Consider the following 26,069-nt stretch of genomic DNA (forward strand, 5'->3'; position numbering starts at 1 on the left):
GCCGGAGCACAGGATTTGGAGTTGTTGCATGGCGGCACAGGAAAGCGCGGCGCGGATCATCCGCACAGTCATACACATGCTGGAGCCGCAATTTGCCGTGGAATTATGGAATGGCGAGCGTATCGGCGACATGGCAGGCCCGGTGCTTGCCATCAACGACCCGATGGCCGTGCGCCGTCTGGCGCTGAAACCCAACATCGGATCCATCGTCGAACTGTGGATTTCGGGCCAGATCGACGTGAAGAACGGCACGCTGTTCGATCTGGTCGAGCGCGGGCCCAAGGGCAAGTTCAAGCAGAAGCTCAAAACATTGCCCAAATGGCAATTGCTGAAGGACGTGCCGGCCTTGCTGCTCGGCGGCCGCGGCACGGACGCCTCGGGCGTCGACGGACAGAAGCCGTTTGTCAGCGGCTCCGACAAGGCGGCCATTACCCACCACTATGACGTGTCGAATGAGTTCTACCAGCTCTTCCTGGACGAACGGATGGTCTATACCTGTGCCTACTTCACTGACTGGGCCAACAGTCTGGACCAGGCGCAGGAGGCCAAGCTCGACCTGATCTGCCGCAAACTGCGGTTGAAGCCCGGCGAAAAACTGCTGGATATCGGCTGCGGCTGGGGCGCGATGCTGATCCATGCGGCCAAGCATTACGGCATCACGGGAATCGGCGTGTCGCTTTCGGAAGCCCAGACTGTCCTTGCCCGGGAGCGGATCAAGGCAGAGGGACTGGAAGACAAGATCACGATTCACGTCAAATCCTACGAACATCTCGACGAGGAATTCGACAAGATTTCATCGATCGGCATGTTCGAACATGTCGGCATTGCCAATTACGATACGTATTTTTCCAGCGTGCACCGTTTGCTGCGGCCGGGCGGCCTCTATCTTCATCACGCCATCACCCGGCGCATGAAGCGCAACAAGAAGACGTTCGGCCGCAAGAGTGCCGAGCATCTGGCGCTGGTGAAATACATCTTCCCGGGCGGTGAACTCGACCATCTCGGCATGACCATCGAAAACCTCGAGGGGTATGGTTTCGAGGTTCACGATGTGGAAAATCTGCGCGAGCACTATGGCCGGACCTGCCGTCTCTGGGCGGAGCGGTTGCATGCCCGCTTTGACGAGGCGATTGCGGAAGTCGGTGCGCCGAAAGCCCGGCTCTGGCTGCTCTACCTGACCGGTTGCGCGCTGGCGTTCGAACGCGGGACCGTGCAGATCAACCAGACGCTGGCATCCAAGCGCAAGCGCGGGATTTCCGCCGTACCACAGACAAGAGCCGATCTCTATCGCTAGAGAGCGGGTCTTGTTGGGGTTTTTGTAACGGCTTGCCGCTCAGCCCTTCTTGTTCTGCCGGTTGGCGATCAGGTCGTCGACGACAGCCGGATCGGCCAGGGTCGAGGTGTCGCCTAGAGAGCCGAAATCGTCCTCGGCGATCTTGCGCAGGATGCGGCGCATGATCTTGCCCGAGCGTGTCTTGGGCAGGCCCGGTGCAAACTGGATCTTGTCCGGGGAGGCAATGGGGCCGATTTCCTTGCGCACATGGGCGACAAGTTCCTTGCGCAGCTCGTCGCTGCCTTCAAGGCCAGCCATCAGCGTGACATAGCAATAGATGCCCTGTCCCTTCAGGTCGTGGGGATAGCCGACAACGGCGGCTTCCGAAACCGTGTCGTGGGATACGAGCGCCGATTCAACTTCAGCAGTGCCCATGCGGTGACCCGAGACATTGAGGACGTCATCGACGCGGCCGGTAATCCAGTAATAGCCGTCCTTGTCACGGCGGCAGCCATCCCCGGTGAAATACTTGCCCTTGTAGGTGGAGAAGTAAGCCTCGATGAAGCGCTTGTGATCGCCATAGAGCGTGCGCATCTGGCCTGGCCATGAGTCGGTGATGCAGAGATTACCGTCGGCGGCCCCCTCCAGCACATCGCCTTCATTGTCGACCAGCTGTGGCTGCACGCCGAAGAACGGGCGCGTGGCCGAACCCGGTTTCAGGTCGGTGGCACCCGGCAGCGGGGTGATGAGAATACCGCCGGTTTCCGTCTGCCACCAGGTATCGACGATGGGCGAGCGTTTGTCACCGACCACCTGATAGTACCATTCCCAGGCCTCCGGATTGATCGGTTCGCCGACCGACCCGAGGATGCGCAGCGATTTGCGCGAGGTCTTCTTGACCGGCTCATCGCCGGCGCTCATCAGCGCGCGAATAGCGGTGGGGGCGGTGTAGAAGATGTTGACCTTGTGCTTGTCGATGACTTCCCAGAAGCGCGAATTGGTGGGGTAATTGGGAACACCCTCAAACATCAGCGTCGTGGCGCCATTGGCGAGCGGGCCGTAGACGATATAGGAGTGGCCGGTGACCCAGCCCACATCGGCCGTGCACCAATAGATATCGCCGTCGTGGTAGTCGAAGACATATTGGTGCGTCATCGAAGCATAGACGAGATAACCGCCCGTGGTGTGCAGTACGCCCTTCGGCTTGCCGGTCGAGCCCGATGTGTAGAGGATGAACAGCGGATCCTCGGCCTTCATCTTTTCCGGCTTGCACTCGGGCTTCACGCTGAGAATTTCCTCGTGATACCAGAGGTCGCGGTTGGGCGCCCAGCTGGTCTTGCCGCCCGTGCGGCGCACAACCAGCACGTTCTTCACCATCACATGATGTTTGGCAGCGATGTCGATGGCCTTGTCCGTATTGTCCTTCAGCGGGATCGGCTTGCCGCCGCGCATGCCTTCATCGGCCGTGATGACGAAGGTGGATTCGCAATCGATGATACGGCCTGCCAGCGCATCGGGCGAAAAGCCGCCGAAAACGACGGAGTGGACGGCGCCGATACGCGCGCAGGCCAGCATGGCGTAGGTGGCTTCGACGATCATCGGCATGTAGATCGTCACGCGGTCGCCCTTCTTGACGCCGTGCTTTTTCAGCACATTGGCAAGACGGCAGACCTGCTCATACAGCTCGTTATAGGTGACTTTCTTGTCGAGGTAGGGATTGTCGCCCTCCCAGATGATGGCGACCTGGTCGCCGCGCTTCTTCAGGTGCCGGTCAATGCAGTTATAGGAGACATTGGTCTGGCCGTCCTCGAACCATTTGATCGCGACCTTGCCTTCGAAGGAGGTGTTCTTGACTTTGGTGTAAGGCTTGAACCAGTCGATGCGCTTGCCGTGCTTGGCCCAGAATTTCTCGGGATCCTTGATGCTCTGCTTGTACCAGGCGAGATATGTTTCATTGTCGATAAGCGCGTTTTTCTTCGCGCTTGGCAGCACGGGATAGACCTTCTCGGACATCAATTTCCTCCAAACCTGAGCTGACGGGCCTCCACCCGGATGCCTCCCGGGGAGAGAGGCGCATGGCGTTCATTATCACCATGCAAATCGATGCGTAAATACAACAAATGCCCCGGAGGGAACGGCGTTCCGTCGCACACAAACCGCTACGCGTTGTAATATTGCGTTACATTTTGTTATGGGGCGTGATCCATTTTGGACACATTTTGCCTTAGACCGTCTCTGCCTTGACTTGGGAGGATAATTTCGGCGCGCCCTGTGGACTGAAGAGCGTGCGCCCAATCAAGGACTGATGGATGACGATGTTACCTTTGCGCGGCGTTGTGTTTCGCGCAAAATCCGCCGCCCTGGCGGTTGCCCTGTTCGGGCTTGCCTTTGCCAATTCCGCCACTGCCGGCACGCTGCCGGAACCTGCCAATCCCTGGAAACGGCTTGGTGCACACCTCTTTGACGAAGAGCATGCGCATCTGCTGGGCGATTCCCTGTTCGACAAGATCAATCCGCTCGTGCTCGCAGCCATGCCGCGCGGCAAGGCCTATATCCAGTACAAGGCTCCGGCCAATTGCGTGCCGGAACGGCTCAAGAATGTCTTGAACCGCGTCTCGGCCGCCTATGGCCCGATCACCGTCAATTCGACCGTGCGGTCACGCAATGCCAACCGCAGGGCAGGCGGGCGGGAAAAATCCTACCACCTGAGCTGCCAGGCTGTTGATTTCCGCGTGCATGGAAGCGCTTCCGGCCTGTTGCAGCATTTGTCGGGCAGCAAGGAAGTCGGCGGTTTCAAACGCTATCCCGCCGGTTACTACCACATCGATACGGGACCGCGCCGCAGCTGGTGACGGCACGTTTTCAGGTTCGGCTGCCAAAGATAGCGGAGCCGACACGCACGGATGTCGCACCAAAGCCGACGGCGGTCTCGTAATCGCCCGACATGCCCATGGAGAGCTTTTCCACGCCGGCTTCATGCGCGATCTTTTCCAGAAGGGCAAAGTGCGGGCCAGGGTTCTCATCTGCCGGAGGGATGCACATCAGGCCTTCGATCGCCAGCCCGTGCACCGTGCGGCAACGCTCGACAAAGGCGACGGCTTCCTTCGGCTCGATCCCGGCTTTCTGCGGTTCGGAGCCGGTATTGACCTGAACATAAAGCTTGGGAAAGCGGTTCTGCTTCTTCATTTCGCCGGCAAGCGCCGCGGCGATCTTTTCCCGGTCGACGGTCTCGATGACATCAAACAGCGCCACGGCGTCTTCACTCTTGTTTGATTGCAACGGCCCGATGAGGTGAAGTTCTATGCCCGTATAGTCCTCGCGCAAACCGGGCCACTTCGATTGCGCTTCCTGGACCCGGTTTTCCCCGAAAACACGCTGCCCGGCATCCAGAACGGGACGAACCTCTGCTGCGTCAAAGGTTTTCGATACGGCAACGAGTGTCACCGAGCCTTCCCTACGGTTGGCTTCCGCTTCGGCTTTCGCAATGGCTTTGCGAACGGCAAGAAGGTTTTCAACGGCGGTCGACATGGTCAAGCGTGTCCTTTTTGATGCAGTTTCGGCCAAACCCTCATTGTCAATGGTTGACGCTCTGGTCAATCCATGGTGAAGGTCCGCCCATCACTATCCTTTGCAAGAGAATCCCGTTCATGGCAACCGAACGATACAATCCCCGCGTAGCCGAGAAGCATTGGCAAAAGGTTTGGGACGAAGCCAAGCTCTTCGAAACCAGCAATGACGATCCGCGCGACCCTTATTACGTGCTTGAGATGTTCCCGTATCCATCGGGACGCATCCACATGGGGCATGTGCGCAACTATGCCATGGGTGACGTCGTTGCCCGCTACAAGCGCGCCAAGGGATTCAATGTTCTCCATCCGATGGGATGGGACGCCTTCGGCATGCCCGCAGAAAACGCGGCGATGCAGAACAAGGTTCATCCCAAGGAATGGACCTATCAGAACATCGCGACCATGCGCAGCCAGCTGAAGTCCATGGGGCTCTCGCTGGACTGGTCGCGTGAATTCGCCACCTGCGATGTCGAATATTACCACCGCCAGCAGATGCTGTTCCTCGATTTTGTCGAGAAGGGGCTGGTGACGCGCAAATCCTCCAAGGTCAACTGGGACCCCGAGGACATGACGGTGCTTGCCAATGAGCAGGTTATCGATGGCCGCGGATGGCGCTCCGGTGCGCTGGTGGAGCAGCGCGAACTGACGCAGTGGTTCTTCAAGATCACCGATTTCAATGAAGAGTTGCTGAGCGCCCTGGATGGTCTCGATCAGTGGCCGGACAAGGTGCGGCTGATGCAGCGCAACTGGATCGGCAAGTCCGAAGGCATGCTGATCCGCTGGGCGCTGGATGCCAAGTCGCAGATCGGCGGCGAGACCGAGGTCGAGGTCTATACGACACGGCCCGATACACTGTTCGGTGCCTCGTTCCTGGCTATTGCTGCGGATCATCCACTGGCGAAAAAAGCGGCGGAGAACAATCCTGCCCTGGCTGAATTCAACGATGAATGCCGCCGGGCGGGTACATCTCTGGCTGCGCTGGAAACGGCGGAGAAGCGGGGTTTCGACACGGGCCTGCGCGTCAAGCATCCTCTCGACGAGACCTGGACCCTGCCGGTCTATGTCGCCAATTTCGTGTTGATGGACTACGGCACGGGCGCGATTTTCGGCTGTCCGTCCGGCGATCAGCGCGATCTGGATTTTGCCAACAAGTATGGCCTGCCTGTCGTGGCTGTTGTCATGCCGGAAGATGGCGATGCGGCCACATTCCAGATCACCGAAACCGCTTACGTCGATGACGGCGTGATGATCAATTCCCGCTTCCTCGATGGGCTGTCCCCGGCAGCGGCCTTTGACGAGGTTGCCAAGCGGCTGGAAAGCCAGTCGATCGGCGGGCGCCCGCAGGGCGAACGCAAGGTGAATTTCCGCTTGCGTGACTGGGGCATCTCGCGCCAGCGTTACTGGGGCTGTCCGATCCCGATGATCCATTGCGATGATTGCGGCGTCGTTCCGGTTCCCAAGGCGGACCTGCCGGTGAAGCTGCCGGATGACGTCGAATTCGATCGTCCCGGCAATCCGCTCGACCGGCATCCCACGTGGCGGCATGTCAATTGCCCGCAATGCGGCAAGGCTGCCCGGCGTGAAACCGACACGATGGATACATTCGTCGATTCGTCCTGGTATTTTGCCCGTTTCACGGCGCCGTGGGAGAACGAGCCGACCGATCCGAAAGTGGCCAATCACTGGCTGCCGGTCGACCAGTATATCGGTGGTATCGAGCATGCGATCCTGCATCTGCTCTATTCGCGCTTCTTCACCCGCGCGATGAAAGTTGTCGGGCATCTCGATATCAGTGAACCGTTCAAGGGACTGTTCACCCAGGGCATGGTCGTGCACGAGACCTACCGGCTTGGCACGGGGGCCAATGGCAGCTGGGTCACGCCGGCCGAAGTCCGGCTGGAGGAAAGCGACGGCAAGCGCCGGGCGGTTCTGATTGCAACCGGCGACGAGGTTGAAATCGGCTCGATCGAGAAAATGTCGAAGTCGAAGAAGAACGTCGTCGACCCCGATGACATCATCGCGTCCTACGGCGCCGATACCGCACGCTGGTTCATGCTGTCGGATTCGCCGCCCGAGCGCGACGTGATCTGGACGGAAGCAGGAGCCGAGGGCGCGCACCGTTTTGTCCAGCGTGTCTGGCGTCTGATTTCCGAAGCAGCGCCCGTCCTGCAGGGGGCGACGGCTGCTCCTGCCTTCGACGGCGATGCGGCGGCAATTTCCAAGGCGGCCCACCGGACGGTCAAGGCCGTTGGCGAAGACATCGAGAAGCTCGCTTTCAACAAGGCTGTTGCGCGCCTCTACGAACTCGTCAATGTGCTGGCTGCTCCCTTGCAGAAGATCGGCGAAGCCGATGCGGCAACCATCGCTGCCTGCCGGGAAGCAACGGATATGCTGATTGCCATGATCGCGCCGATGATGCCGCATCTGGCCGAGGAGTGCTGGAAGGCCCTCAAAGGCAGCGGTTTCATTGCTGACAAGGCCTGGCCGCACTACAACGACGCCCTGATCGTCGAGAACACCGTCACGATGCCGGTACAGATAAACGGCAAGAAGCGGGGTGATTTGACAATTGCCCGCGATGCGGATCAATTGACGGTCGAAAAGGCCGCTCTCGAACTTGATTTTGTCAAGGTGGTGTTGAACGGTAATCCGCCGAAGAAAGTCATTATCGTACCGCAGAGGATCATCAATGTCGTTGCCTGATCGTTTCCAGCCGATGTCCGGCTCCAAGCGTTTGCTGTCCGCGTGCGTTCTCGGCATGGCTCTGATCGCTGGCGGCTGCCAGGTTCGCCCGCTCTATTCCGATCCGGGTCCGGTCGCCGGAGCAGGCGCTGGCGTAAGCGGCAGCGTGCAGTCGAAACTTGCCACCATCGCCATTGCGGAAGTGGGCACGCGCGAAGCACAGCAGGTGCGCAACAATCTGATCTTCATGTTCAATCATGGAGCCGGGCAGCCTGCGAATGCCGCCTATACGCTGCAACTCGGTGTCAGCTACCAGGATCTGTCGCTTGCACTTATCCAGAACGCAACCAACGACAAATCCGGTCAGCCGACCGCCGGTTCGATGCGCATGACAGGCAGCTATACGCTGACGCGTATTGCGGACGGCAAGGTCGTTGGCAAGGGCACCCGTCTTGTGACGGCCGACTACGATGCACCCAGACAGCGCTACGCCGTTCTGCGGGCGCAGCGCGATGCGATCAACCGGGCGGCACGGGAAGTTGCAGAGGCGTTGAATCTCAGCGTCGCACAGGACATGTCCAAGCTCTAAGGACATGACGGGGCGGTCCCCATGCGTCTGATTTCCCTCTCGGCGGCCGGTTACCGGTCGCTGCAATCGATCCGGCTGGATATGCGCCAGCTTGCCGTGTTCGTTGGCGAGAACGGTGTCGGAAAATCCAACCTTTACCGCGCCATGCAGATGATCAAGGCGGCGGCTGAGGGGACACTCTCCTATGAAATAGCCCGTGAAGGCGGCATGCAATCGGCATTGTGGACCGGCAAGCGCAAACCCGGTCCGGTGCGCATGGTTTTCAGCGCCTCTTTTGACGATGACGAGGAAGCGATTCGGACCGGGCATGCGGTGCGCACGGGATTTGCGCCAACTTACAGCATCGAGATCGGATTGCGGCCTCCGGTTGCGGCAGGCTTTGCCTTTGAACCGCAGATCAAGGAAGAAAGTCTGACAATCGATTCCGGCCGCCGGCCGGTCGAGATGATGGGCCGCAAGGGCCCGGCGGTTTTTGCCCGCGATGATAGCGGCCGGCGAATTGAGCATCCGGTGCGCTTGCTTGATTCGGAAACCGCTTTGGCGGCGCTCGGCAATGCGGGGCGATATCCCGAAATCGGAGATTTGCGCGCCACGATTATGGGATGGCGGTTCTATCACGGCTTCCGCACGGACCGCGATTCGCCGGTCAGGCAGCCTGCTCTCGCAATTACCGCGCCGATGCTGGACGAAGACGGCCGGAATCTGGCTGCCGTTTTCGCCACACTGGTGCATATCCGCGGGGATACCGTTGATCTCGACCATTGCATCGCATCGGCCCTCGGCGGTGCGGTGCTTGATGTGCCGGTTCCCGGTGAAACCGCGACATTCGGCTTGCGGCTGCCGGAATTCCCGCAGCGGATCTTCCGGCCCGAAGAGCTTTCGGACGGGCAGATCCGGTTTCTCGCTCTGGCAGGCGCGCTGTTGTCCTACCGCCTGCCACGGCTTATCGCGCTGAATGAGCCGGAGACCAGCCTGCACCCGTCCATGCTTCCCGCCCTGGCGGAAATGATTGCCAATGCGGCGGAACGGACGCAGGTCTGGGTGGTCACCCATTCACGTATCCTTGCCGACGAGATAGAGGCGCGGACCGGGGCGCGGGCATTGACGGTGGTGCGAGACCACGGCGCAACGGTCATCAAGGGAATGCGCCTGTCCGGCAGCTATGCCGATGATGACGATTGAACTTCGTCCGCTCCCGCTTTCCGCGTGGATGCGCTGCCGGAAGAAATAATTTTCTCCGGCGGGCGGAAACTTGGCAGATCGTAACTCTACAATTCGAGTAGAGATGACCAGAGTTGGAACAGGATTGTTTCAACAGGTCAGGATCACCGATGTTCACCCGCCGTCATTTCCTTGCTGCAACCACTGTTCTTTTCAGTCTCGGGGCGTTTGCTTCCGCCCGCGCGGAGGATCTGAAGATCACCATCGGCTATCAAACGGTGGTCGAGCCGTCCAAGGTGCCACAGGCGGATGGTGCCTATGAAAAGGCCACCTCTGCCAAAATCGACTGGCGGAAATTCGATTCCGGCGCGGACGTTATTGCCGCCGTTGCTTCGGGTTCGGTTGATATCGGCTATGTCGGGTCTAGTCCGCTCGCCGCCGCTGCCAGCCGCGAGCTGCCGATCCAGACCATTCTCGTTGTCGGTCTCATCGGCGAATCGGAAGCGCTGGTCGCCCGCAATGGCTCCAATGTCGATACCATCGCTGATCTGGCCGGAAAGAAAGTCGCCGTTCCCTTTGTGTCGACGACGCATTACAGCCTGCTTGCCGCTTTGAAGCATGAAGGCGTCGATTCAAAGTCAGTCAACATTCTCAACCTGCGTCCGCCGGAGATCGCCGCGGCCTGGGAGCGCGGTGATACCGATGCGGCCTATGTGTGGGATCCGGCGCTTGGCCAGATCAGGACCAGCGGAAAAATCATCGTGGATTCCTCGAAGGTGGCGCAGTGGGGTGCGCCGACATTTGACGCATGGATCGTCCGCACGGAATTTGCCGAAAAACATCCGGACGCCGTCCGCGATTTCGTCAAGGTGACCGGGGCGGCCTATGCCGATTATCTGGCAAAGCCGGATGCGTGGTCCGCATCGTCGCCGCAGGCCGGAAAGATCAGCCGCCTGACGGGAGCAAAGGCCGATGACGTGCCGCTTCTGTTGAAGGGGTATGTTTTCCCGGCGCTGAGCGAACAGGCATCCTCCAGGTTCCTCGGCGGCGATACGGTCAAGGCCATCGCGGCCACATCGCAATTTCTGAAGGAGCAGGGAAAGATCGACGCTGTCCTTCCCGACTACTCGAAATATGCAACGGCAAAATTCGTGGAGGCGGCGCTCGCATCGAACTGAGTTCGTAACCTTGTAATGCGGGGGTGTTCATGTGTTCTTTCCGGTCTTCGGGGTTCCCTCTCCCCCGGAGGCCGGGAAGACCGTGAACGCCGCCGTTCAACCGGTGGATTTATGGCACATCTCTTTCTCGATCATGTCTCTGTGCACTATGACGGTCAGGCGCAGCCTGCAGTCACCCAGACCAGCATTTCCGTCAGATCAGGCGATTTCGTTGTTCTGGTTGGCCGGTCCGGCTGCGGCAAGACCACCTTGCTCAACGCCGCGGCCGGATTGGTGCCGCCAACCGGAGGAACGGTGACCGTGGATGGAAAGACCATCACGGCGCCCGGTGCCGATCGGGCTGTGGTCTTCCAGAACGACGCGCTGTTTCCCTGGTTGAACGTGCGGGACAATGTCAGCTTCGCCCTGACGCTGCGCGGTGTGCCTTTACGGGAAAGAGACGCTGCTGCGGTCCGCCTGCTGGAGCGCGTCAAGCTGGATGGCATCGGCGGCAAGGCGATCTGGGAATTGTCGGGCGGCATGCGCCAGCGGATTGGCCTTGCCCGGGCGCTTGCGGCGGAACCGGATTTCCTGTTGATGGATGAGCCGCTGGGTGCGCTCGACGCCTTGACGCGCGAGCGCATGCAGACCCTGCTTCTCGATATCTGGGCCGCCAACGCCGTCGGTGTTCTCATGGTAACCCATGGCATTGACGAAGCACTGCTGCTGGCGACGCGCATCGTCGTGCTGGCGCCGGGTCCGGGCCGGGTTGTCAGGGAGATCGAGGCTGGTTTTGGCCGCCGCTATGCCGGCGGTGAGCCGGTCCGGTCGATCAAGGCTGACCCGGCATTCAATCAAGCCCGTGCCGAGCTCGAAGATTCCATTCTTGAAGGGGAGGCGGCATGACACTCTCTGTTGAGATCAGCCGGGATGTTGCCGTTGAAAACGCCGCGGAGCGGCCCGGCGGCAAAAGGGCAAAGCCTTCAGCGAAACAGCTGGCCCGTATTGCCAGTGCGCTAACCATTGCCGGCCTGCTGCTTGTCTGGATTGCCGCGGCGCATTTCAAACTGGTTTCTCCGGTTTTTCTGCCCGCACCCTCGGCGGTGCTGTGGAAGTTCTATTCCGTCGCAACCAATGGCTTTGTCGACGCCACGCTGTGGCAGCACCTGCTCGCGAGCCTGCTGCGCGTGTTCGCGGCCCTGCTGCTTGCGCTCATTGTCGCTGTTCCCGCTGGCATTGCCATTGGTGTCAGTGCCATAGGACGCGGTATTTTCGATCCCATCATCGAATTTATCCGGCCCATCCCGCCGCTGGCCTATCTGCCGCTGGTCATTATCTGGTTCGGTATAGGCGAGCCATCCAAGATACTGGTGATTGCCATTGCCATGCTGGCGCCGATTGCCATTTCTACCGCTGCCGGTGTGAAAGGCGCTTCGCTTGACCGGATCAATGCGGCGCGCGCCCTCGGCGCCACGCGTGCGCAGGTCGTCCGCCACGTGATTCTGCCAAGTGCACTTCCCTCCATCCTGACCGGCTTGCGCATTGCGCTTGGAGCGGGATGGTCGACGCTGGTTGCGGCGGAACTGGTGGCTGCCACGCGCGGTCTCGGCTTCATGATCCAGTCGGCGGCGCAGTTCCTGGTAACGGATGTCGTCATCATGGGCATTTTCATCATCGCCATCGTCGCATTCATCCTGGAAATCGGGATCAGGCGGCTGGAGCGTATGGTGGTGCCCTGGGCCGGGCGGGAATAGACAACGTCTGCAGCTCGATGGTCTTGCGGCGGGGAATCGCCCGGCCTTTGCTTCCGCCTGCGCAACGCCGAGAAAACCAATCCGCATGCGGTCTGTTATACGAAATATATTTTCTCTATAGAAATAGTCGAGTTGAATAGCATTGGGGCCATTCCCGATCACGGGAGGGCCCCAATGCTATTCCGGTGACGCTCTCCCAAACCACAGAATTGCGAGAGCCCATGCCTAACCTGACGCGCAGACTATTTGCTGCTCTTGTCCTTGCAGCAACGGCTGTTGCGGCAACGGCTTCCTACGCCGCCGAGCCGCTGCAGGAGTACAAGATCGGCTTCCAGAAGACGAGCCTACCGGTCATTGCCCAGCAGCAGAAGGTGATTGAAAAGGTCCTGGAACCCAAGGGTATCAAGGTCAAATGGGTCGAGTTTACAGCCGGACCGCCCCTGGTCGAGGCGCTGAATGTCGGCAGCATCGATGTCGGATGGGTCGGCGATGCCCCACCGATTTTCGGGCAGTCCGCGGGTTCGGCCATTGTCTATGTCGCCGCCCTGCCATCCAACGGCAAAGGCGAGGCGATTTTTGTCAAGCCGGGTTCCGCCGTCCAGTCATTGGCCGATCTGAAGGGCAGGAAAGTCGGCGTCGGCAAGGGAACCAGCGCGCATAATCTGCTGGTCGCTGCGCTTGAGAAAGCCCATATCGGCTATGACGAGATTACCCCGGTTTATCTGAGCCCGGCGGATGCCGCAGCGGCTTTTGCCAGCGACAAGATCGACGCATGGGCGGTCTGGGATCCGTTCTTTGCCATTGCCGAGACGCGCTATCAGCCGCGCATCCTCGCGCGCTCCAGCGACGTGCTGGACGTCAACACCTATTTTCTGGCCAATCGCGGCTTCGCCGCTGCGCATCCGGATGTGGTGACAACAACCATCGATGCCTTGAAGCAAGCGGCCGCATGGGCCGAGGCGAACAAGGACAAGGTGGCAGCGGCACTGCATGAGGTCACCGGCGTTCCGCTCGAGGCGCAGACCATTGCCGCCAACCGGTCGGTGTTCGGCATCTTCCCGATCACACCAGAGATCGTCGCGCATCAGCAGGAGACGGCGGACAGGTTCTTCAAGCTGAAGCTGATCCCCAAAGCCATCAGGATTTCCGATGCCGTCTGGACGGCCCCCGGCAACTGAACGGAACAACCGGAATGCGGAGATCGACCCGCACCATGGAAAGAACTGGAACCACACCATGACGCAGCCAGCAAATGCCACGCAAGCCCCGCTTGATTTCTTCTGGTTCATTCCCACCCATGGGGACGGAACCTATCTCGGTTCGGAAACACAGCAGCGGCCGCCTGAATTTGCCTATTTCAAGGAGATTGCCCAGGCCGTCGACCGGTTGGGTTTTCCCGGCGTGCTGCTGCCGACGGGCCAAAGCTGCGAGGATTCCTGGATTACCGCGACCGGTCTTGCCGCCCATACGGAACGGCTGAAGTTTCTGGTGGCGCTGCGTCCCGGCATCGTTTCTCCGGTCTTTGCCGCCCGGCAGACAGCCGCGCTCGACCGGCTCAGCAATGGGCGCCTGCTGCTCAATGTCGTGGTCGGCGGCAACCCGACGGAACTTGCAGGCGATGGCGTCTTCCTGCCGCACGATCAGCGCTACGAACAGGCAGCCGAGTTCCTGAAAATCTGGCAGGGTTTGGTGACGGGCGAGACCGTCGATTTTGAAGGCAGGCATTACCGGGTTCAGGGCGGGCGGCTCGATCTGCTGCCGGTGCAGACGCCGCCTCCGCTTTACTTTGGCGGTTCGTCCGATGCTGGTCAGGATCTGGCTGCCGAGCAGGTGGACATGTACCTCACCTGGGGCGAGCCGGTGGCGCAGGTCGCCGAGAAGATCGAGCGGGCGCGCAAGAAGGCAGCGCTCAAGGGCCGCACGCTGCGGTTCGGCATAAGGCTGCATTTCATCGTCCGCGAAACCGAAGACGAGGCCTGGGCCGCGGCGGACAGGCTGATCAGCCGTGTGACCGACGCGCAGATCGAGATCGCACAGCAGCGCTTCCTCAAGGAAATGGATTCCGTCGGCCAGCGCCGCATGGCAGAGCTGCATGGCGGACGCCGTGACAGGCTGCTTGTCGGCCCCAATCTGTGGGCGGGCGTCGGACTGGTTCGCGGCGGGGCGGGCACCGCCCTTGTCGGCAGTCCGGAAAGCATTGCTGCACGCATCCGCGAATATCAGGACGTGGGTATCGATACGGTGATCGGTTCCGGTTATCCGCATCTTGAAGAGGCCTACCGCGTTGCCGAATTGCTGTTTCCGCAGCTGGGACTGGGCGGACGGAAGAATACGCTCCGCCAGGAGATCGCCAACGAGTTTGCCGTTGGTTTCCACGGCGCCAAACGGCTGCAGGCGTCCTCGTGAGCAGGGCGCTTCAATCCATTGGCCGCAGCGCCATAGGCTGGCTGCTTCCGGCCCTGCTGCTTGTCGGGTGGGAGATTGCGTCGCGCGCCGGTGTCATCTCGGCCAATGTCCTGCCAGCGCCCTCTGCCGTGGGGGCGGCTTTCTGGAAACTGCTTCTGTCAGGCGAACTTTTGGAAAATATCCGCATATCGACACTGCGTGCGTTGAGCGGCTTCGTTGTGGGCGGCGCCATCGGTTTTGGTCTTGGTCTTGCCAATGGCCTCTCCGCGCTCAGCCGCGGCCTCACCGATACCACCATCCAGATGATCCGCAATATCCCGCATCTGGCCCTCATCCCGCTGGTGATCCTGTGGTTCGGCATCGATGAGGAAGCAAAACTGTTTCTGGTGGCGCTCGGGGTTTTCTTCCCGATCTACATCAACACGCTCCTCGGCATTCAGGGTGTCGATCCGCAGTTGGTCGAAATGGGCCGCATCTACGGCATGTCCCGCTCGCAATTGTTCACGCGGGTTATCCTGCCGGGCGCCCTGCCATCGATTTTCGTCGGGCTGCGCTATGCGCTGGGGATCATGTGGCTGACGCTGATCGTGGCCGAGACGATCTCCGCCTCCTCCGGCCTTGGCTATATGGCCATGCAGGCGCGGGAGTTCCTGCTGATCGATGTGGTTGTCCTGTCAATTCTCATCTATGCGCTTCTTGGAAAACTCGCCGATGCCCTGGCGCGTTCGCTTGAGCGGCTTTCCCTGCAATGGCATCCCGCCTTTCAAAACGTGTGAGGAACGACGATGACCGCAGCAACCGTCACCGCCCGCCAATCCTTTGTTGAAACCACGGCCCGCGCAACCGTAACGGCACGCAAGATTGCGTTTTCGTTCCGTAACGTTACCAAACGATTCGGCGACAAGACCGTGTTGCAGGGCATCGACCTTGACGTGCATGACGGCCAGTTCGTTGCCGTTATCGGCAAGAGCGGCTGCGGAAAGAGCACATTGCTGCGGCTTTTGGCCGGGCTCGACAGGCCGACATCCGGCGAACTCGTTCACGCCGGCGAAACCGGGGATCAGAAGCGCACGCGCATCATGTTCCAAGAGCCGCGCCTCCTGCCGTGGGCGCGGGTAGGTGCCAATGTGGATGTCGGGTTGACCGGCATCGCCAGAGGGGCCGAGGTCCGGCAGAAGAGCCTCGATATCCTTGCGGAGGTGGGACTTGCCGATCGCAGCGAAGAGTGGCCTTCAGTGCTGTCGGGCGGGCAGCGTCAACGCGTGGCCCTGGCCCGGGCGCTGGTCGGGCATCCCCGCATTCTGGCGTTGGATGAGCCGCTTGGGGCGCTGGATGCCCTGACCCGCATTGAAATGCAGCAATTGCTGGAACGCATCTGGCTCGACAAGAAATTCACAGCGGTGCTGGTGACGCACGATGTGGCGGAAGCCGTTGCGCTGGCGGACCGTGTTGTCGTGATCGACAGCGGCCGGATTGCACTTGATCTGGCCATTCCAATGGAGCGGCCGCGGCGGCATGCCTCGCCGGAGCTTGCCTTTTTCGAGCGCCAGATCCTGGACCAGCTTTATCAGCAAAAAACACCTTGAAGTTGAATGCACCGGGATAGACAATCCGGTTGCATAGGGAGACCCTGGCTATGAGCGCCTTACCCAAAACCGATACGCTGCCGACCCTCGACTTCCGGCGGTATCACGATCCTGCGGAGCAGGAAGCGTTCTTTGAGGACTTGCGCCATGCGGCACGAACCTATGGCTTTTTCTATCTGAGCGGTCACGGCGTTTCCGAGCAGCTGCAAAGGGATATCGTTGCTGTTTCCAAGCGGTTCTTTGCCTTGCCGGAGGCGGACAAGGTCGCCGTTGACATGGCCAACTCCCCGCATTTTCGCGGCTACACCCGCGCCGGCTGGGAACGGACCAGGGGAGAGGCGGACTGGCGTGAACAATTTGACGTGGGCGCGGAGCGGGCCGTCATCCGGCAGGATGCGACAACGCCGCCGTGGTCGCGGCTGCAGGGCCCCAATCAATGGCCGGATAGCCTGCCCGGCCTCAAATCCACCGTGCTGGAATGGCAGGGCGAACTGACGCGCATTGCCATCGAGCTGCTGCAGGCCTTTGCCATTGCGCTCGGGCAGGACAAGGATGTTTTCGGGCCGATCTACGAAAAGGCGCCCAATCAGCACCTGAAGATCATCCGCTATCCCGGCCGCGATGCCACCGGCAGCGATCAAGGGGTTGGTGCGCACAAGGACAGCGGCTTTCTGACCCTGCTGCTGCAGGATGTGCAGGGCGGTTTGCAGGTGGAAAGGGATGGCGGCTGGATCGATGCCACACCGGTTCCGGGAACCTTCACCATCAATATCGGTGAAATCCTGGAACTGGCGTCGAATGGCTATCTCAAGGCGACCGTGCACCGCGTCGTCTCGCCGCCGTCGGGCAAGGACAGGCTGTCGGTGGCGTTCTTCTTCGGCGCCGATCTCAATGCCAACGTGCCATTGCTGACACTGCCGGATGATCTTGCGCATGAGGCGGGCGGTGCCGATGCAGACCCCGACAATCCGCTGTTCCGGGAAGTCGGGCGCAATTATCTGAAAGGCCGCCTGCGCTCGCATCCGGATGTTGCGCAGCGCCATCACGCCGATCTGCTTTGAGGCAGCCTCAAAAGCAGATCGCCCGCTGGTGTTAAGTCAGCGGGCGATTTTGTAAATATGATCCAACCGGATCAGGCGATCTTCTGACCGGTCTTGGCCCAGTCGGCGAGGAAGGTCTCGAGGCCCTTGTCGGTCAGCGGATGCTTGACCAGCGCCTTCAATGTTGCCGGCGGGATGGTGGCAACGTCAGCACCGATCAGTGCGGCTTCCTTGACGTGGTTGATCGTGCGGATTGAAGCCGCCAGGATTTCCGTCTTGTAGTCGTAATTGTCATAGATCGTGCGGATTTCGGCGATCAGGTCCATGCCGTTGATGCCGATATCATCGATGCGGCCGATGAACGGCGAGATGAATGTCGCACCGGCCTTGGCGGCGAGCAGCGCCTGGGTGGCGGAGAAGCACAGCGTGACATTGACCATATGGCCATCGGAGGTGAGCGCCTTACAGGCCTTCAGGCCGTCGAGTGTCAGCGGAACCTTGATGCAGATATTCTTGGCGATCTTGGAAAGAACCGCCGCTTCCTTCATCATCTGCTCATATTCGACAGCGGCAACCTCTGCGGAAACCGGGCCGTCAACGATGCTGCAGATTTCCTTGGTAACGTCCAGGATACTGCGACCGGATTTAAGGATCAGCGATGGGTTGGTGGTCACGCCGTCGAGCAATCCGAGATCATTCAGTTCGCGGATATCCTTAACATCGGCAGTATCGACAAAAAATTTCATTGGAGCAGTCCTCCTTAAATGGGGCTAAAGGGATGGTGTCCCGGAAAAGTGGCTTTTCTTTAAACGAAAGCCGCGCCAAGGTCACGAGGTTATGAAGCAAGATTCGCCTTCCGCGCAAAAAATTGTTCCAGTGCTCGTGCCCTTGCCGGCAGCGAAACCTTACAGCTATTCCGTGCCTGATGGAATGGATGTGAAAGCCGGCTCAATTGTTCGTGTTCCCCTTGGTCCCCGCGAGGTTGCAGGCATTGTAACCGAAGGCGCGACCGATTCGGTCGACGCGAAAAAGCTGCGGCCGATCTCGGAGCTTTTCGATTGTCCGCCGGTCGACAACGGCATGATGCGCTTCATGCGCTGGGCCGCCGATTACACGATCTCGCCGCCGGGCATGGTGGCCCGGATGATCCTGCGCGTGCCCGCAGCCTTCGATCCCGAGCCGCCGGTGCCGGGGTTGCGGTTTTCCGGCCAGCAGCCCGAACGGATGACCGGTGCGCGCTCGCGCGTGCTTGAACTGGCCGGGGATGGTCTTGCCTGGACACGCACCGGCCTTGCCCACGCGGCAGGTGTTTCGGCAACGGTGATCGATGGGCTTTCGGCGCAGGGCGTGTTCGAGGAGGTGATGATCCCGGCGCGGCCTGTCGTTGCGCCGCCGGATCCGGACTATGCGCCGGCCGAGCTCTCCGGCGACCAGGCCGATGCGGCAAGACAGCTCGTGGACGCAGTTGCGTCGCGCGGGTTCTCCGTGTCCCTGCTGGATGGTGTGACGGGTTCGGGCAAGACGGAAGTCTATTTCGAAGCGGTGGCCACGGCGATCGAGCAGGGAAAGCAAGTGCTGATCCTTTTGCCGGAAATTGCCCTGACACAGCAGTTCCTCGAGCGTTTCCACGATCGTTTCGGCTCAAAGCCGGCGGAATGGCATTCCGATCTCGCCCCGAAGACGCGCGAGCGTGTCTGGCGGCAGGTGATGGAAGGCCAGGTGCGGGTTGTTGCGGGTGCGCGCTCGGCGCTGTTCCTGCCGTTTCAGGATCTGGGTCTGATCATTGTGGATGAGGAGCATGATCCGGCCTACAAGCAGGAGGACCGCGTTTTCTACAACGCCCGCGACATGGCGGTGGTTCGCGGCCATATCGGCGGCTTTCCCGTCATCCTGGCTTCCGCCACGCCGTCAGTCGAAAGCCAGGTCAATGCCCTGCAGGGACGCTATACCCGCATCCGTCTGACCGGGCGTTATGCGGAAGCGGCAATGCCGGACCTGAAAGCCATCGACATGCGCCGTTCGCCGCCGCGCCCCGGCGGCTTCTTGTCGCCGGCTCTGGTCGAGGCGATGAACCAGACCTTGCAGCGCAAGGAACAGTCGCTGCTGTTTCTCAACCGCCGCGGTTATGCGCCCCTGACCCTGTGCCGGGTGTGCGGCCATCGTTTTCAATGCCCCTGCTGTTCCAGCTGGCTGGTCGAGCACCGGTTCCGCGGCCAGCTCGTCTGCCATCAATGCGGCCATCATGAACCGCGGCCGGAGGCCTGCCCATCCTGTGGCACGCTGGATCACCTCGTTGCCTGCGGCCCGGGTGTCGAGCGCATAGCCGAGGAGGTGGAAAAAACCTTTCCCGATGCGCGGATCATTGTCCTGTCATCCGATCTGATGGGTGTGAAACGGTTGCGCCTGGAACTGGATGCCATTGCACGCGGCGAGGCGGATATCGTTATCGGCACGCAGCTCGTCGCCAAGGGGCACAATTTCCCCAATATGACGCTGGTGGGCGTTGTCGATGCGGATCTGGGGCTCGCCAATGGCGACCCGCGGGCGGCGGAGCGGACATTCCAGCTGCTGAGCCAGGTGACGGGCCGTGCGGGCCGCACCGGCAAGAAAAGCGTGGGCCTGCTGCAAACCTATCAGCCGGATCACCCTGTCATGCGCGCCATTGTTTCCGGCGATGCGGAGGCCTTCTATACGCGCGAAATCGAGGAGCGGGAACGATCCGGCCTGCCGCCCTATGGCAGGCTCGGCGCGCTTATTATTTCAGCGGGAACACGAGCGGAAGCGGAAAACCATGCGCGTGCATTGCGCCGTGCGGCGCCGCATTCATCCGAGATCAATGTTCTGGGTCCTGCCGAGGCGCCGCTTGCCCTTATCCGCGGGCGCCATCGTTTCCGGCTGCTGATCCATGGAACGCGCAAGGCCGATATCCAGAATTTCATTCGCGCCATTTTAAGCGCCGGACCAAAAGAGCGTGGATCAGTGCGCGTGCAGATTGATATCGACCCGCAAAGCTTTCTATAAGCAAACAGCGGAAATGGTTAACGCAGCGGGGACGCGAAAATGATGGAATTGTATTGGCCAGCCAGCCAGGGCGAATGGATCGCCTGGAGTTCTGCCGCCGTTACGGTTGTCTTCGGCCTGATCATGTTTTTTGCGCCCCGCATAGCCTTCCGGATTCTGCGCCTGCAAACCGTGCAGGCGCATCCCGAAGCGCTGTCGGAATCACGGGCAACCATGGCGGGCTTCTATCTGGGGCTTGGTCTTTGCGCCCTTGTCTTTGCGCAGCCCTTCCTCTGGATCGCGCTGGGCGTGTCCTGGGGGTTCACGGTTTTCGGCCGTCTGATTTCGATGATGTCGGACCGCGGCAATACGCTTTACAACTGGATTTCCGTTCTCATCGAACTGGCGCTGGCAGCCGGTCCCTTGCTTTTTGCCTTCGGCTTTATCACCTAGTTCGCGCGCCTAATAGTTGAGTAGTCTATTCATAAAATAGCGGCTGCGGCAATTCTGACGCCAGTTTTCGCGGATTCGCGTGTTGCGACTCCTGCTTCTCTATGCTAGACGGCATTCAAATCTCGTCGGGGGCAGTTTCAGGGTTGTTTCCAGGGCGATAAAAAAATCAATAATGCCAAAGATTTGACCGAAAATTCCTTTTGGTTTCCCGATTTTTGGCTTCAACGCAGAGAGCTTGTCGTTCGTGGCAGAAACTTCGTCGCTCATATCCGGTGTTGCCCAGCGTTATGCGGGTTCGCTGTTCGACCTCGCGCTGGAAGCAAAATCAGTCGCTGATGTAGAAAAGAATCTGGGCCAGTTTGAGGCTCTCGTCAATGGCAGCGCCGATTTGAGGCGTCTGATCGAGAGCCCGGTTTTCTCCGCGGAAGATCAGGTCAAGGCCATTTCGGCGATTCTCGCCAAGGCCAAGATCGGCGGCCTCGTCGCCAACTTCCTGCGCGTCGTGGCAACGAACCGCCGTCTGTTCGCGGTGCCTTCCATGATCCAGGCATTCCGCAACATCGCTGCCGAGAATCGCGGCGAGGTTTCGGCCGATGTTACTTCTGCGCACGCCCTGACGGCAGCGCAGCAAACTGAATTGAAGGCCACGCTGAAAAGCGTCGCCGGCAAGGACGTGACAATCAATGTCACTGTTGATCCGTCGATCCTTGGTGGTCTCATCGTCAAGTTGGGGTCCCGCCAGATCGACACTTCACTTCGCACAAAACTTTCTTCGCTTAAGCTTGCACTGAAAGAGGTCGGCTGATGGACATCCGCGCCGCGGAAATTTCCGCAATCCTGAAAGAGCAAATCAAGAATTTCGGCAAGGAGGCAGAAGTCTCCGAAGTCGGTCAGGTTCTGTCCGTCGGTGACGGTATTGCTCGTGTATATGGTCTGGACAATGTTCAGGCTGGTGAAATGGTCGAGTTCCCGGACGGTACCCGTGGCATGGCCCTGAACCTGGAAAGCGACAACGTTGGTGTCGTTATTTTCGGTTCGGACCGTGACATCAAGGAAGGCGACATCGTCAAGCGCACAGGCGCTATCGTTGACGTTCCTGTCGGCAAGGAATTGCTCGGCCGCGTCGTTGACGCGCTCGGCAATCCGATTGACGGCAAGGGCCCGATCAAGGCGAAGCAGCGTTCGCGCGTTGACGTCAAGGCGCCCGGCATCATCCCGCGCAAGTCGGTGCATGAGCCGATGTCGACAGGCCTCAAGGCCATCGATGCCCTGATCCCGGTTGGCCGCGGCCAGCGCGAGCTGGTGATCGGCGATCGTCAGACCGGCAAGACCGCGATCATTCTCGATACGTTCCTCAACCAGAAGCCTGCACACGATGCGGGCAATGAAAAGGATCGTCTGTATTGCGTTTACGTTGCTATCGGTCAGAAGCGTTCGACCGTTGCACAGTTCGTGAAGATCCTTGAAGAGCGCGGCGCGCTTGAATATTCGATCGTTGTTGCTGCCACCGCTTCCGATCCCGCACCGATGCAGTATCTTGCACCGTTTGCCGGTTGCGCGATGGGTGAATATTTCCGCGACAACGGCATGCACGCGCTGATCGGCTATGACGATCTGTCCAAGCAGGCTGTGGCTTACCGCCAGATGTCGCTGCTGCTGCGCCGCCCGCCAGGCCGTGAAGCTTATCCCGGCGACGTTTTCTACCTGCACTCCCGCCTTCTCGAGCGTTCGGCCAAGCTGAACGACGAAAACGGCGCTGGCTCGCTGACCGCATTGCCGGTCATCGAAACTCAGGCAAACGACGTTTCCGCCTATATTCCGACCAACGTGATTTCGATCACCGACGGCCAGATTTTCCTCGAAACCAACCTGTTCTATCAGGGTATCCGTCCGGCTGTTAACGTCGGTCTGTCGGTGTCCCGCGTTGGTTCGTCCGCGCAGATCAAGGCGATGAAGCAGGTTGCCGGTTCGATCAAGGGCGAGCTGTCGCAGTACCGCGAAATGGCGGCTTTTGCGCAGTTCGGTTCCGATCTCGATGCGTCGACACAGCGTCTTCTCAACCGCGGTGCACGTCTGACCGAACTTCTGAAGCAGCCGCAGTTCTCGCCGCTGAAGACCGAAGAGCAGGTCGCCGTGATTTTCGCTGGCGTCAATGGTTATCTCGACAAGCTTGCGGTCAATCAGGTTGGCAAGTTCGAACAGGGTCTGCTGACCTGGATGCGCACCGAGAACAAGGATGTTCTCGATGTCATCGCCAAGGAAAAGCAGATCAGCGACGATACCAAGGGCAAGCTGAAAGCTGCAATTGACGCTTTCGCCAAGTCTTTCGCATAACCACTGACGGGATGAACGGATGCCTTCGTTAAAGGATCTGAGAAACCGGATCGCCTCGGTTAAGGCGACGCAGAAGATCACCAAAGCGATGCAGATGGTCGCTGCGGCGAAGCTGCGTCGCGCGCAGGAAGCTGCGGAAGCCGCGCGTCCCTACTCGCAGCGCATGGCTGCGGTACTGGCCAACATCGCCGCCAATGTGGATGGCGATGATGCGCCCGTGCTGATGAGCGGAACCGGCAAGGACGATGTGCATCTGCTCATCGTCTGCACGTCCGAGCGCGGCCTTTGCGGTGGTTTCAATTCGCAGATCGCCCGCCTGGCCCGCGAACATGCGCGCCGCCTGCTGGCGGACGGCAAGACAGTGAAGATCATTACTGTCGGCAAGAAGGGTGCGGATATCCTGCGCCGCGATCTTGGCAAGCACATCATCGAGCATGTTGACCTGCGTGAAGTCAAACAGGTCGGGTTTGTCAATGCGGACGCGATCGGCCACAGGATCATCGCTCTTTACAACGAAGGCGCGTTTGACGTCGCCACGCTGTTCTATTCGGAATTCAAGTCGGTGATTTCGCAGATTCCGACTGCCCAGCAGCTGATTCCCGCAACCGCCATCGGCGATGCCGAACCGGAAACGGCCGGCGATGCGGTTTATGAATATGAGCCGGATCCGGCATCCATTCTTGGTGACCTGATCCCGCGCAATATTTCCGTCCAGGTTTTCCGCGCTCTCCTCGAAAACGCGGCATCGGAACAGGGTGCGCGCATGTCCGCCATGGACAACGCAACCCGCAATGCCGGTGACATGATCAACAAGCTGACAATGTCGTACAACCGCCAGCGTCAGGCTCAGATCACCAAAGAACTGATCGAAATCATTTCGGGCGCGGAAGCGCTCTAATCGCGAAGGTAAGGATCGATGGCAAAAGCAGCGACCCCGAAAACACCCGCAGCCGCCAAGGCAGCTGCACCCAAGGCAGCGGCTGCCAAAGCCGCCGCTCCGAAGGCTGAGGCAAAGGCTGCTGCTCCTGCAGCAAAGACCGCCAAGGCAGCGGCAACGCCCAAGACGACCCTGAAGGCAACCGGTGCAGCCGGTCACGTCAGCCAGGTCATCGGCGCCGTTGTCGACGTTCATTTCGAAGGCGAGCTGCCAAAGATCCTGAACGCGCTGGAAACCGACAATCTTGGCAATCGCCTTGTTCTGGAAGTTGCCCAGCATCTCGGTGAAAACACTGTCCGCACGATCGCCATGGACTCGACCGAAGGTCTGGTTCGCGGTCAGCCCGTGTACGACACCGGTTCTGCGATCATGGTTCCGGTCGGCGAAGCAACGCTCGGCCGTATCATGAACGTTATCGGTGAGCCGGTTGACGAAGCCGGCCCGATCAAGACGAAGCTGACCCGCGCTATCCACCAGGAGGCTCCGGCATATGTCGAGCAGTCGACGGAAGCCCAGATCCTGGTGACCGGCATCAAGGTTATCGATCTGCTCGCGCCTTATGCGCGCGGCGGCAAGATCGGCCTGTTCGGCGGCGCCGGCGTCGGCAAGACGGTTCTGATCATGGAACTGATCAACAACGTGGCCAAGGCGCACGGCGGTTACTCGGTGTTTGCCGGCGTGGGTGAACGTACCCGCGAAGGCAACGACCTCTATCACGAAATGATCGAATCCGGCGTGAACAAGGCCGGTGGCGGTGAAGGCTCCAAGGCCGCACTGGTTTACGGTCAGATGAACGAGCCGCCAGGTGCCCGCGCCCGCGTTGCGCTTTCCGGTCTGACGGTTGCGGAGCATTTCCGCGATGAAGGCCAGGACGTTCTGTTCTTCGTGGACAACATTTTCCGCTTCACGCAGGCCGGTTCGGAACTGTCGGCTCTCTTGGGCCGTATCCCGTCCGCCGTGGGTTATCAGCCGACGCTGGCGACTGACATGGGCGCGATGCAGGAACGCATCACCACGACGCACAAGGGCTCGATCACATCCGTGCAGGCCATTTACGTGCCCGCCGACGATTTGACCGACCCGGCGCCAGCGACATCCTTCGCGCATCTGGATGCGACGACGAACCTCAACCGTGCGATCTCTGAAAAGGGTATTTATCCGGCTGTGGATCCGCTCGACTCGACATCGCGCATGCTCGATCCGCTGATCGTCGGCGACGAACATTACCAGATTGCCCGTCAGGTTCAGTCGATCCTGCAGCGCTACAAGTCCCTGCAGGACATCATCGCCATTCTCGGCATGGACGAACTGTCGGAAGAAGACAAGATCACGGTCGCCCGCGCCCGCAAGATCGAACGCTTCCTGTCGCAGCCGTTCTTCGTTGCTGAAATCTTCACCGGTTCGCCGGGTAAGCTGGTCGATCTGGCTGACACCATCAAGGGCTTTAAGGGCCTTTGCAATGGTGACTACGATCACCTGCCGGAAGCAGCGTTCTACATGGTCGGCTCGATTGACGAGGCGATTGAAAAGGCACAGCGTCTGGCAGCGGAAGCTGCCTGATCTGAAACATAATGGCGGGCTCCGGCCCGCCCTTTCTTGTCAAGGCCATCCCTTCTATCAGGTCAATGACCGCAGGAATTGAGTGAATATCATGGCAGAAGCCTTCCATTTTGAACTCGTGTCACCAGAGCGTCTGCTCCTCTCGGAACAAGTCACCGAAGTTGTGGTTCCGGGTACGGAAGGCTACATGACCGTGATGGCCCACCACGCGCCGCTGATGGCGACCGTCAAGCCGGGCGTCGTGACGGTCAAGACGCCGGATGGCAAGCCGGACAGCTATGTCGTGTTCGGCGGTTTCGTCGATGTGACGCCGGAAGGCTGCACGCTCCTCGCGGAATCGGCGGTACATGTCACCGATATAAAGGCTGATGAACTTCAGAACCGCATCAAGGACGCCCGCGAAGATTTCGAAGACGCCACGACACGGGAACAGAAGGCCAAGGCCGAAGATCTTCTCGGCCAGCTGACGACGCTGCAGGAAGCCATCAAGGCAGCCTGACCGGTTTCAAATCATTGATACTGACGAAAGCGGGCCTTTGGTCCGCTTTTTTGTTGTTGCGTGTGCACT

General features: G+C 60.0%; 23 protein-coding genes. 20 read left to right on the plus strand and 3 right to left on the minus strand.

The window, feature by feature from the left end; genetic code table 11:
* The first annotated feature begins 28 nt into the window (after positions 1-28).
* On the plus strand, positions 29-1,294 hold the full coding sequence (locus C5750_RS12890; RefSeq protein ID WP_105734286.1) for an SAM-dependent methyltransferase: 1,266 nt from the start codon (positions 29-31) through the stop codon (positions 1,292-1,294).
* 39 nt (positions 1,295-1,333) lie between these two features.
* Here the strand turns inward: C5750_RS12890 and acs are convergent, their stop codons facing one another.
* Positions 1,334-3,286: an acetate--CoA ligase gene (gene acs / locus C5750_RS12895; protein ID WP_105734287.1), complete on the minus strand. Its 1,953-nt coding sequence runs from the start codon at positions 3,284-3,286 to the stop codon at positions 1,334-1,336.
* Between the two features lie 296 nt (positions 3,287-3,582).
* Between acs and C5750_RS12900 the strand changes: the two genes are divergently transcribed.
* On the plus strand, positions 3,583-4,125 hold the full coding sequence (locus C5750_RS12900; protein WP_105734288.1) for a YcbK family protein: 543 nt from the start codon (positions 3,583-3,585) through the stop codon (positions 4,123-4,125).
* Positions 4,126-4,135: 10 nt separating this feature from the next.
* Here C5750_RS12900 and C5750_RS12905 read toward each other — a convergent pair whose 3' ends face one another.
* Positions 4,136-4,801, minus strand: coding sequence for a YggS family pyridoxal phosphate-dependent enzyme (locus C5750_RS12905; protein WP_105734289.1), 666 nt, complete (start codon positions 4,799-4,801; stop codon positions 4,136-4,138).
* Positions 4,802-4,920: 119 nt separating this feature from the next.
* On the opposite strand from C5750_RS12905, the gene leuS reads away from it, so the two are divergent.
* From leuS to C5750_RS12960, 11 genes are all read left to right on the plus strand, one after another.
* Positions 4,921-7,545, plus strand: a complete 2,625-nt coding sequence (gene leuS / locus C5750_RS12910) for a leucine--tRNA ligase (protein ID WP_105734290.1) — start codon at positions 4,921-4,923, stop codon at positions 7,543-7,545.
* A complete protein-coding gene (gene lptE, locus C5750_RS12915) occupies positions 7,532-8,113 on the plus strand; it encodes an LPS assembly lipoprotein LptE (protein ID WP_105734291.1) in 582 nt (193 codons plus the stop codon). The genes leuS and lptE overlap by 14 nt, the downstream gene beginning before the upstream one ends.
* Before the next feature lie 21 nt (positions 8,114-8,134).
* Complete coding sequence (locus C5750_RS12920; protein ID WP_105734292.1) at positions 8,135-9,295, plus strand: AAA family ATPase; 1,161 nt, start codon at positions 8,135-8,137, stop codon at positions 9,293-9,295.
* Positions 9,296-9,444: 149 nt separating this feature from the next.
* Positions 9,445-10,452, plus strand: coding sequence for a taurine ABC transporter substrate-binding protein (tauA, locus tag C5750_RS12925; RefSeq protein ID WP_105734293.1), 1,008 nt, complete (start codon positions 9,445-9,447; stop codon positions 10,450-10,452).
* 111 nt (positions 10,453-10,563) lie between these two features.
* Complete coding sequence (locus C5750_RS12930; RefSeq protein WP_105734294.1) at positions 10,564-11,337, plus strand: taurine ABC transporter ATP-binding protein; 774 nt, start codon at positions 10,564-10,566, stop codon at positions 11,335-11,337.
* On the plus strand, positions 11,334-12,185 hold the full coding sequence (locus tag C5750_RS12935; RefSeq protein WP_105734295.1) for an ABC transporter permease subunit: 852 nt from the start codon (positions 11,334-11,336) through the stop codon (positions 12,183-12,185). Before C5750_RS12930 ends, C5750_RS12935 begins: the two co-directional genes overlap by 4 nt.
* A gap of 221 nt (positions 12,186-12,406) precedes the next feature.
* Positions 12,407-13,363 carry a sulfonate ABC transporter substrate-binding protein gene (locus C5750_RS12940; RefSeq protein WP_105734296.1) on the plus strand — a complete coding sequence of 319 codons (957 nt, stop codon included), beginning with the start codon at positions 12,407-12,409 and terminating at the stop codon, positions 13,361-13,363.
* Positions 13,364-13,421: 58 nt separating this feature from the next.
* On the plus strand, positions 13,422-14,591 hold the full coding sequence (gene ssuD, locus C5750_RS12945; protein WP_105734297.1) for an FMNH2-dependent alkanesulfonate monooxygenase: 1,170 nt from the start codon (positions 13,422-13,424) through the stop codon (positions 14,589-14,591).
* Positions 14,588-15,367 carry an ABC transporter permease subunit gene (locus C5750_RS12950; protein WP_105734298.1) on the plus strand — a complete coding sequence of 260 codons (780 nt, stop codon included), beginning with the start codon at positions 14,588-14,590 and terminating at the stop codon, positions 15,365-15,367. Before ssuD ends, C5750_RS12950 begins: the two co-directional genes overlap by 4 nt.
* Positions 15,368-15,376: 9 nt before the next feature.
* Entirely contained in the window at positions 15,377-16,177 is an 801-nt protein-coding gene (locus tag C5750_RS12955) for an ATP-binding cassette domain-containing protein (RefSeq protein WP_105734299.1), read from the plus strand.
* Between the two features lie 50 nt (positions 16,178-16,227).
* Complete coding sequence (locus C5750_RS12960) at positions 16,228-17,238, plus strand: isopenicillin N synthase family dioxygenase (protein ID WP_105734300.1); 1,011 nt, start codon at positions 16,228-16,230, stop codon at positions 17,236-17,238.
* Positions 17,239-17,309: 71 nt separating this feature from the next.
* On the opposite strand, the gene fsa is transcribed toward C5750_RS12960, so the two are convergent.
* Positions 17,310-17,963 (minus strand): fructose-6-phosphate aldolase, encoded by a 654-nt coding sequence (gene fsa, locus C5750_RS12965; protein ID WP_105734301.1) that lies wholly within the window; start codon positions 17,961-17,963, stop codon positions 17,310-17,312.
* 91 nt (positions 17,964-18,054) lie between these two features.
* Here fsa and C5750_RS12970 point away from each other — a divergent pair, with 91 nt between their 5' ends.
* From C5750_RS12970 to C5750_RS13000, 7 genes are all read left to right on the plus strand, one after another.
* Positions 18,055-20,238: a primosomal protein N' gene (locus C5750_RS12970; protein ID WP_105734302.1), complete on the plus strand. Its 2,184-nt coding sequence runs from the start codon at positions 18,055-18,057 to the stop codon at positions 20,236-20,238.
* A gap of 42 nt (positions 20,239-20,280) precedes the next feature.
* Entirely contained in the window at positions 20,281-20,670 is a 390-nt protein-coding gene (locus C5750_RS12975; protein WP_105734625.1) for an AGROH133_08824 family phage infection protein, read from the plus strand.
* A gap of 244 nt (positions 20,671-20,914) precedes the next feature.
* Positions 20,915-21,475, plus strand: a complete 561-nt coding sequence (locus C5750_RS12980) for a F0F1 ATP synthase subunit delta (RefSeq protein WP_105734626.1) — start codon at positions 20,915-20,917, stop codon at positions 21,473-21,475.
* Positions 21,475-23,004 carry a F0F1 ATP synthase subunit alpha gene (atpA, locus tag C5750_RS12985; RefSeq protein ID WP_105734303.1) on the plus strand — a complete coding sequence of 510 codons (1,530 nt, stop codon included), beginning with the start codon at positions 21,475-21,477 and terminating at the stop codon, positions 23,002-23,004. Before C5750_RS12980 ends, atpA begins: the two co-directional genes overlap by 1 nt.
* A 19-nt stretch (positions 23,005-23,023) precedes the next feature.
* A complete protein-coding gene (locus C5750_RS12990) occupies positions 23,024-23,902 on the plus strand; it encodes a F0F1 ATP synthase subunit gamma (protein ID WP_105734304.1) in 879 nt (292 codons plus the stop codon).
* Between the two features lie 18 nt (positions 23,903-23,920).
* On the plus strand, positions 23,921-25,501 hold the full coding sequence (atpD, locus tag C5750_RS12995) for a F0F1 ATP synthase subunit beta (protein ID WP_105734305.1): 1,581 nt from the start codon (positions 23,921-23,923) through the stop codon (positions 25,499-25,501).
* Between the two features lie 91 nt (positions 25,502-25,592).
* Complete coding sequence (locus C5750_RS13000; protein ID WP_105734306.1) at positions 25,593-26,000, plus strand: F0F1 ATP synthase subunit epsilon; 408 nt, start codon at positions 25,593-25,595, stop codon at positions 25,998-26,000.
* Positions 26,001-26,069: the final 69 nt, after the last annotated feature.

This window comes from Phyllobacterium myrsinacearum, assembly GCF_002980555.1.
GTDB lineage: Bacteria > Pseudomonadota > Alphaproteobacteria > Rhizobiales > Rhizobiaceae > Phyllobacterium > Phyllobacterium myrsinacearum.

Bases quoted from the DNA above. Each gene is read 5' to 3' on its own strand.
- fsa (WP_105734301.1), bottom strand. From the start codon at position 17,963: ATGAAATTTTTTGTCGATACTGCCGATGTTAAGGATATCCGCGAACTG.
- C5750_RS12940 (WP_105734296.1), top strand. From the start codon at position 12,407: ATGCCTAACCTGACGCGCAGACTATTTGCTGCTCTTGTCCTTGCAGCA.
- C5750_RS12930 (WP_105734294.1), top strand. From the start codon at position 10,564: ATGGCACATCTCTTTCTCGATCATGTCTCTGTGCACTATGACGGTCAG.
- C5750_RS12905 (WP_105734289.1), bottom strand. From the start codon at position 4,801: ATGTCGACCGCCGTTGAAAACCTTCTTGCCGTTCGCAAAGCCATTGCG.
- C5750_RS12890 (WP_105734286.1), top strand. From the start codon at position 29: ATGGCGGCACAGGAAAGCGCGGCGCGGATCATCCGCACAGTCATACAC.
- C5750_RS12935 (WP_105734295.1), top strand. From the start codon at position 11,334: ATGACACTCTCTGTTGAGATCAGCCGGGATGTTGCCGTTGAAAACGCC.
- C5750_RS12960 (WP_105734300.1), top strand. From the start codon at position 16,228: ATGAGCGCCTTACCCAAAACCGATACGCTGCCGACCCTCGACTTCCGG.
- tauA (WP_105734293.1), top strand. From the start codon at position 9,445: ATGTTCACCCGCCGTCATTTCCTTGCTGCAACCACTGTTCTTTTCAGT.
- ssuD (WP_105734297.1), top strand. From the start codon at position 13,422: ATGACGCAGCCAGCAAATGCCACGCAAGCCCCGCTTGATTTCTTCTGG.
- lptE (WP_105734291.1), top strand. From the start codon at position 7,532: ATGTCGTTGCCTGATCGTTTCCAGCCGATGTCCGGCTCCAAGCGTTTG.
- C5750_RS12920 (WP_105734292.1), top strand. From the start codon at position 8,135: ATGCGTCTGATTTCCCTCTCGGCGGCCGGTTACCGGTCGCTGCAATCG.
- C5750_RS12975 (WP_105734625.1), top strand. From the start codon at position 20,281: ATGGAATTGTATTGGCCAGCCAGCCAGGGCGAATGGATCGCCTGGAGT.
- acs (WP_105734287.1), bottom strand. From the start codon at position 3,286: ATGTCCGAGAAGGTCTATCCCGTGCTGCCAAGCGCGAAGAAAAACGCG.
- C5750_RS12900 (WP_105734288.1), top strand. From the start codon at position 3,583: ATGACGATGTTACCTTTGCGCGGCGTTGTGTTTCGCGCAAAATCCGCC.
- C5750_RS12955 (WP_105734299.1), top strand. From the start codon at position 15,377: ATGACCGCAGCAACCGTCACCGCCCGCCAATCCTTTGTTGAAACCACG.
- leuS (WP_105734290.1), top strand. From the start codon at position 4,921: ATGGCAACCGAACGATACAATCCCCGCGTAGCCGAGAAGCATTGGCAA.
- atpA (WP_105734303.1), top strand. From the start codon at position 21,475: ATGGACATCCGCGCCGCGGAAATTTCCGCAATCCTGAAAGAGCAAATC.
- atpD (WP_105734305.1), top strand. From the start codon at position 23,921: ATGGCAAAAGCAGCGACCCCGAAAACACCCGCAGCCGCCAAGGCAGCT.
- C5750_RS13000 (WP_105734306.1), top strand. From the start codon at position 25,593: ATGGCAGAAGCCTTCCATTTTGAACTCGTGTCACCAGAGCGTCTGCTC.
- C5750_RS12990 (WP_105734304.1), top strand. From the start codon at position 23,024: ATGCCTTCGTTAAAGGATCTGAGAAACCGGATCGCCTCGGTTAAGGCG.
- C5750_RS12970 (WP_105734302.1), top strand. From the start codon at position 18,055: ATGAAGCAAGATTCGCCTTCCGCGCAAAAAATTGTTCCAGTGCTCGTG.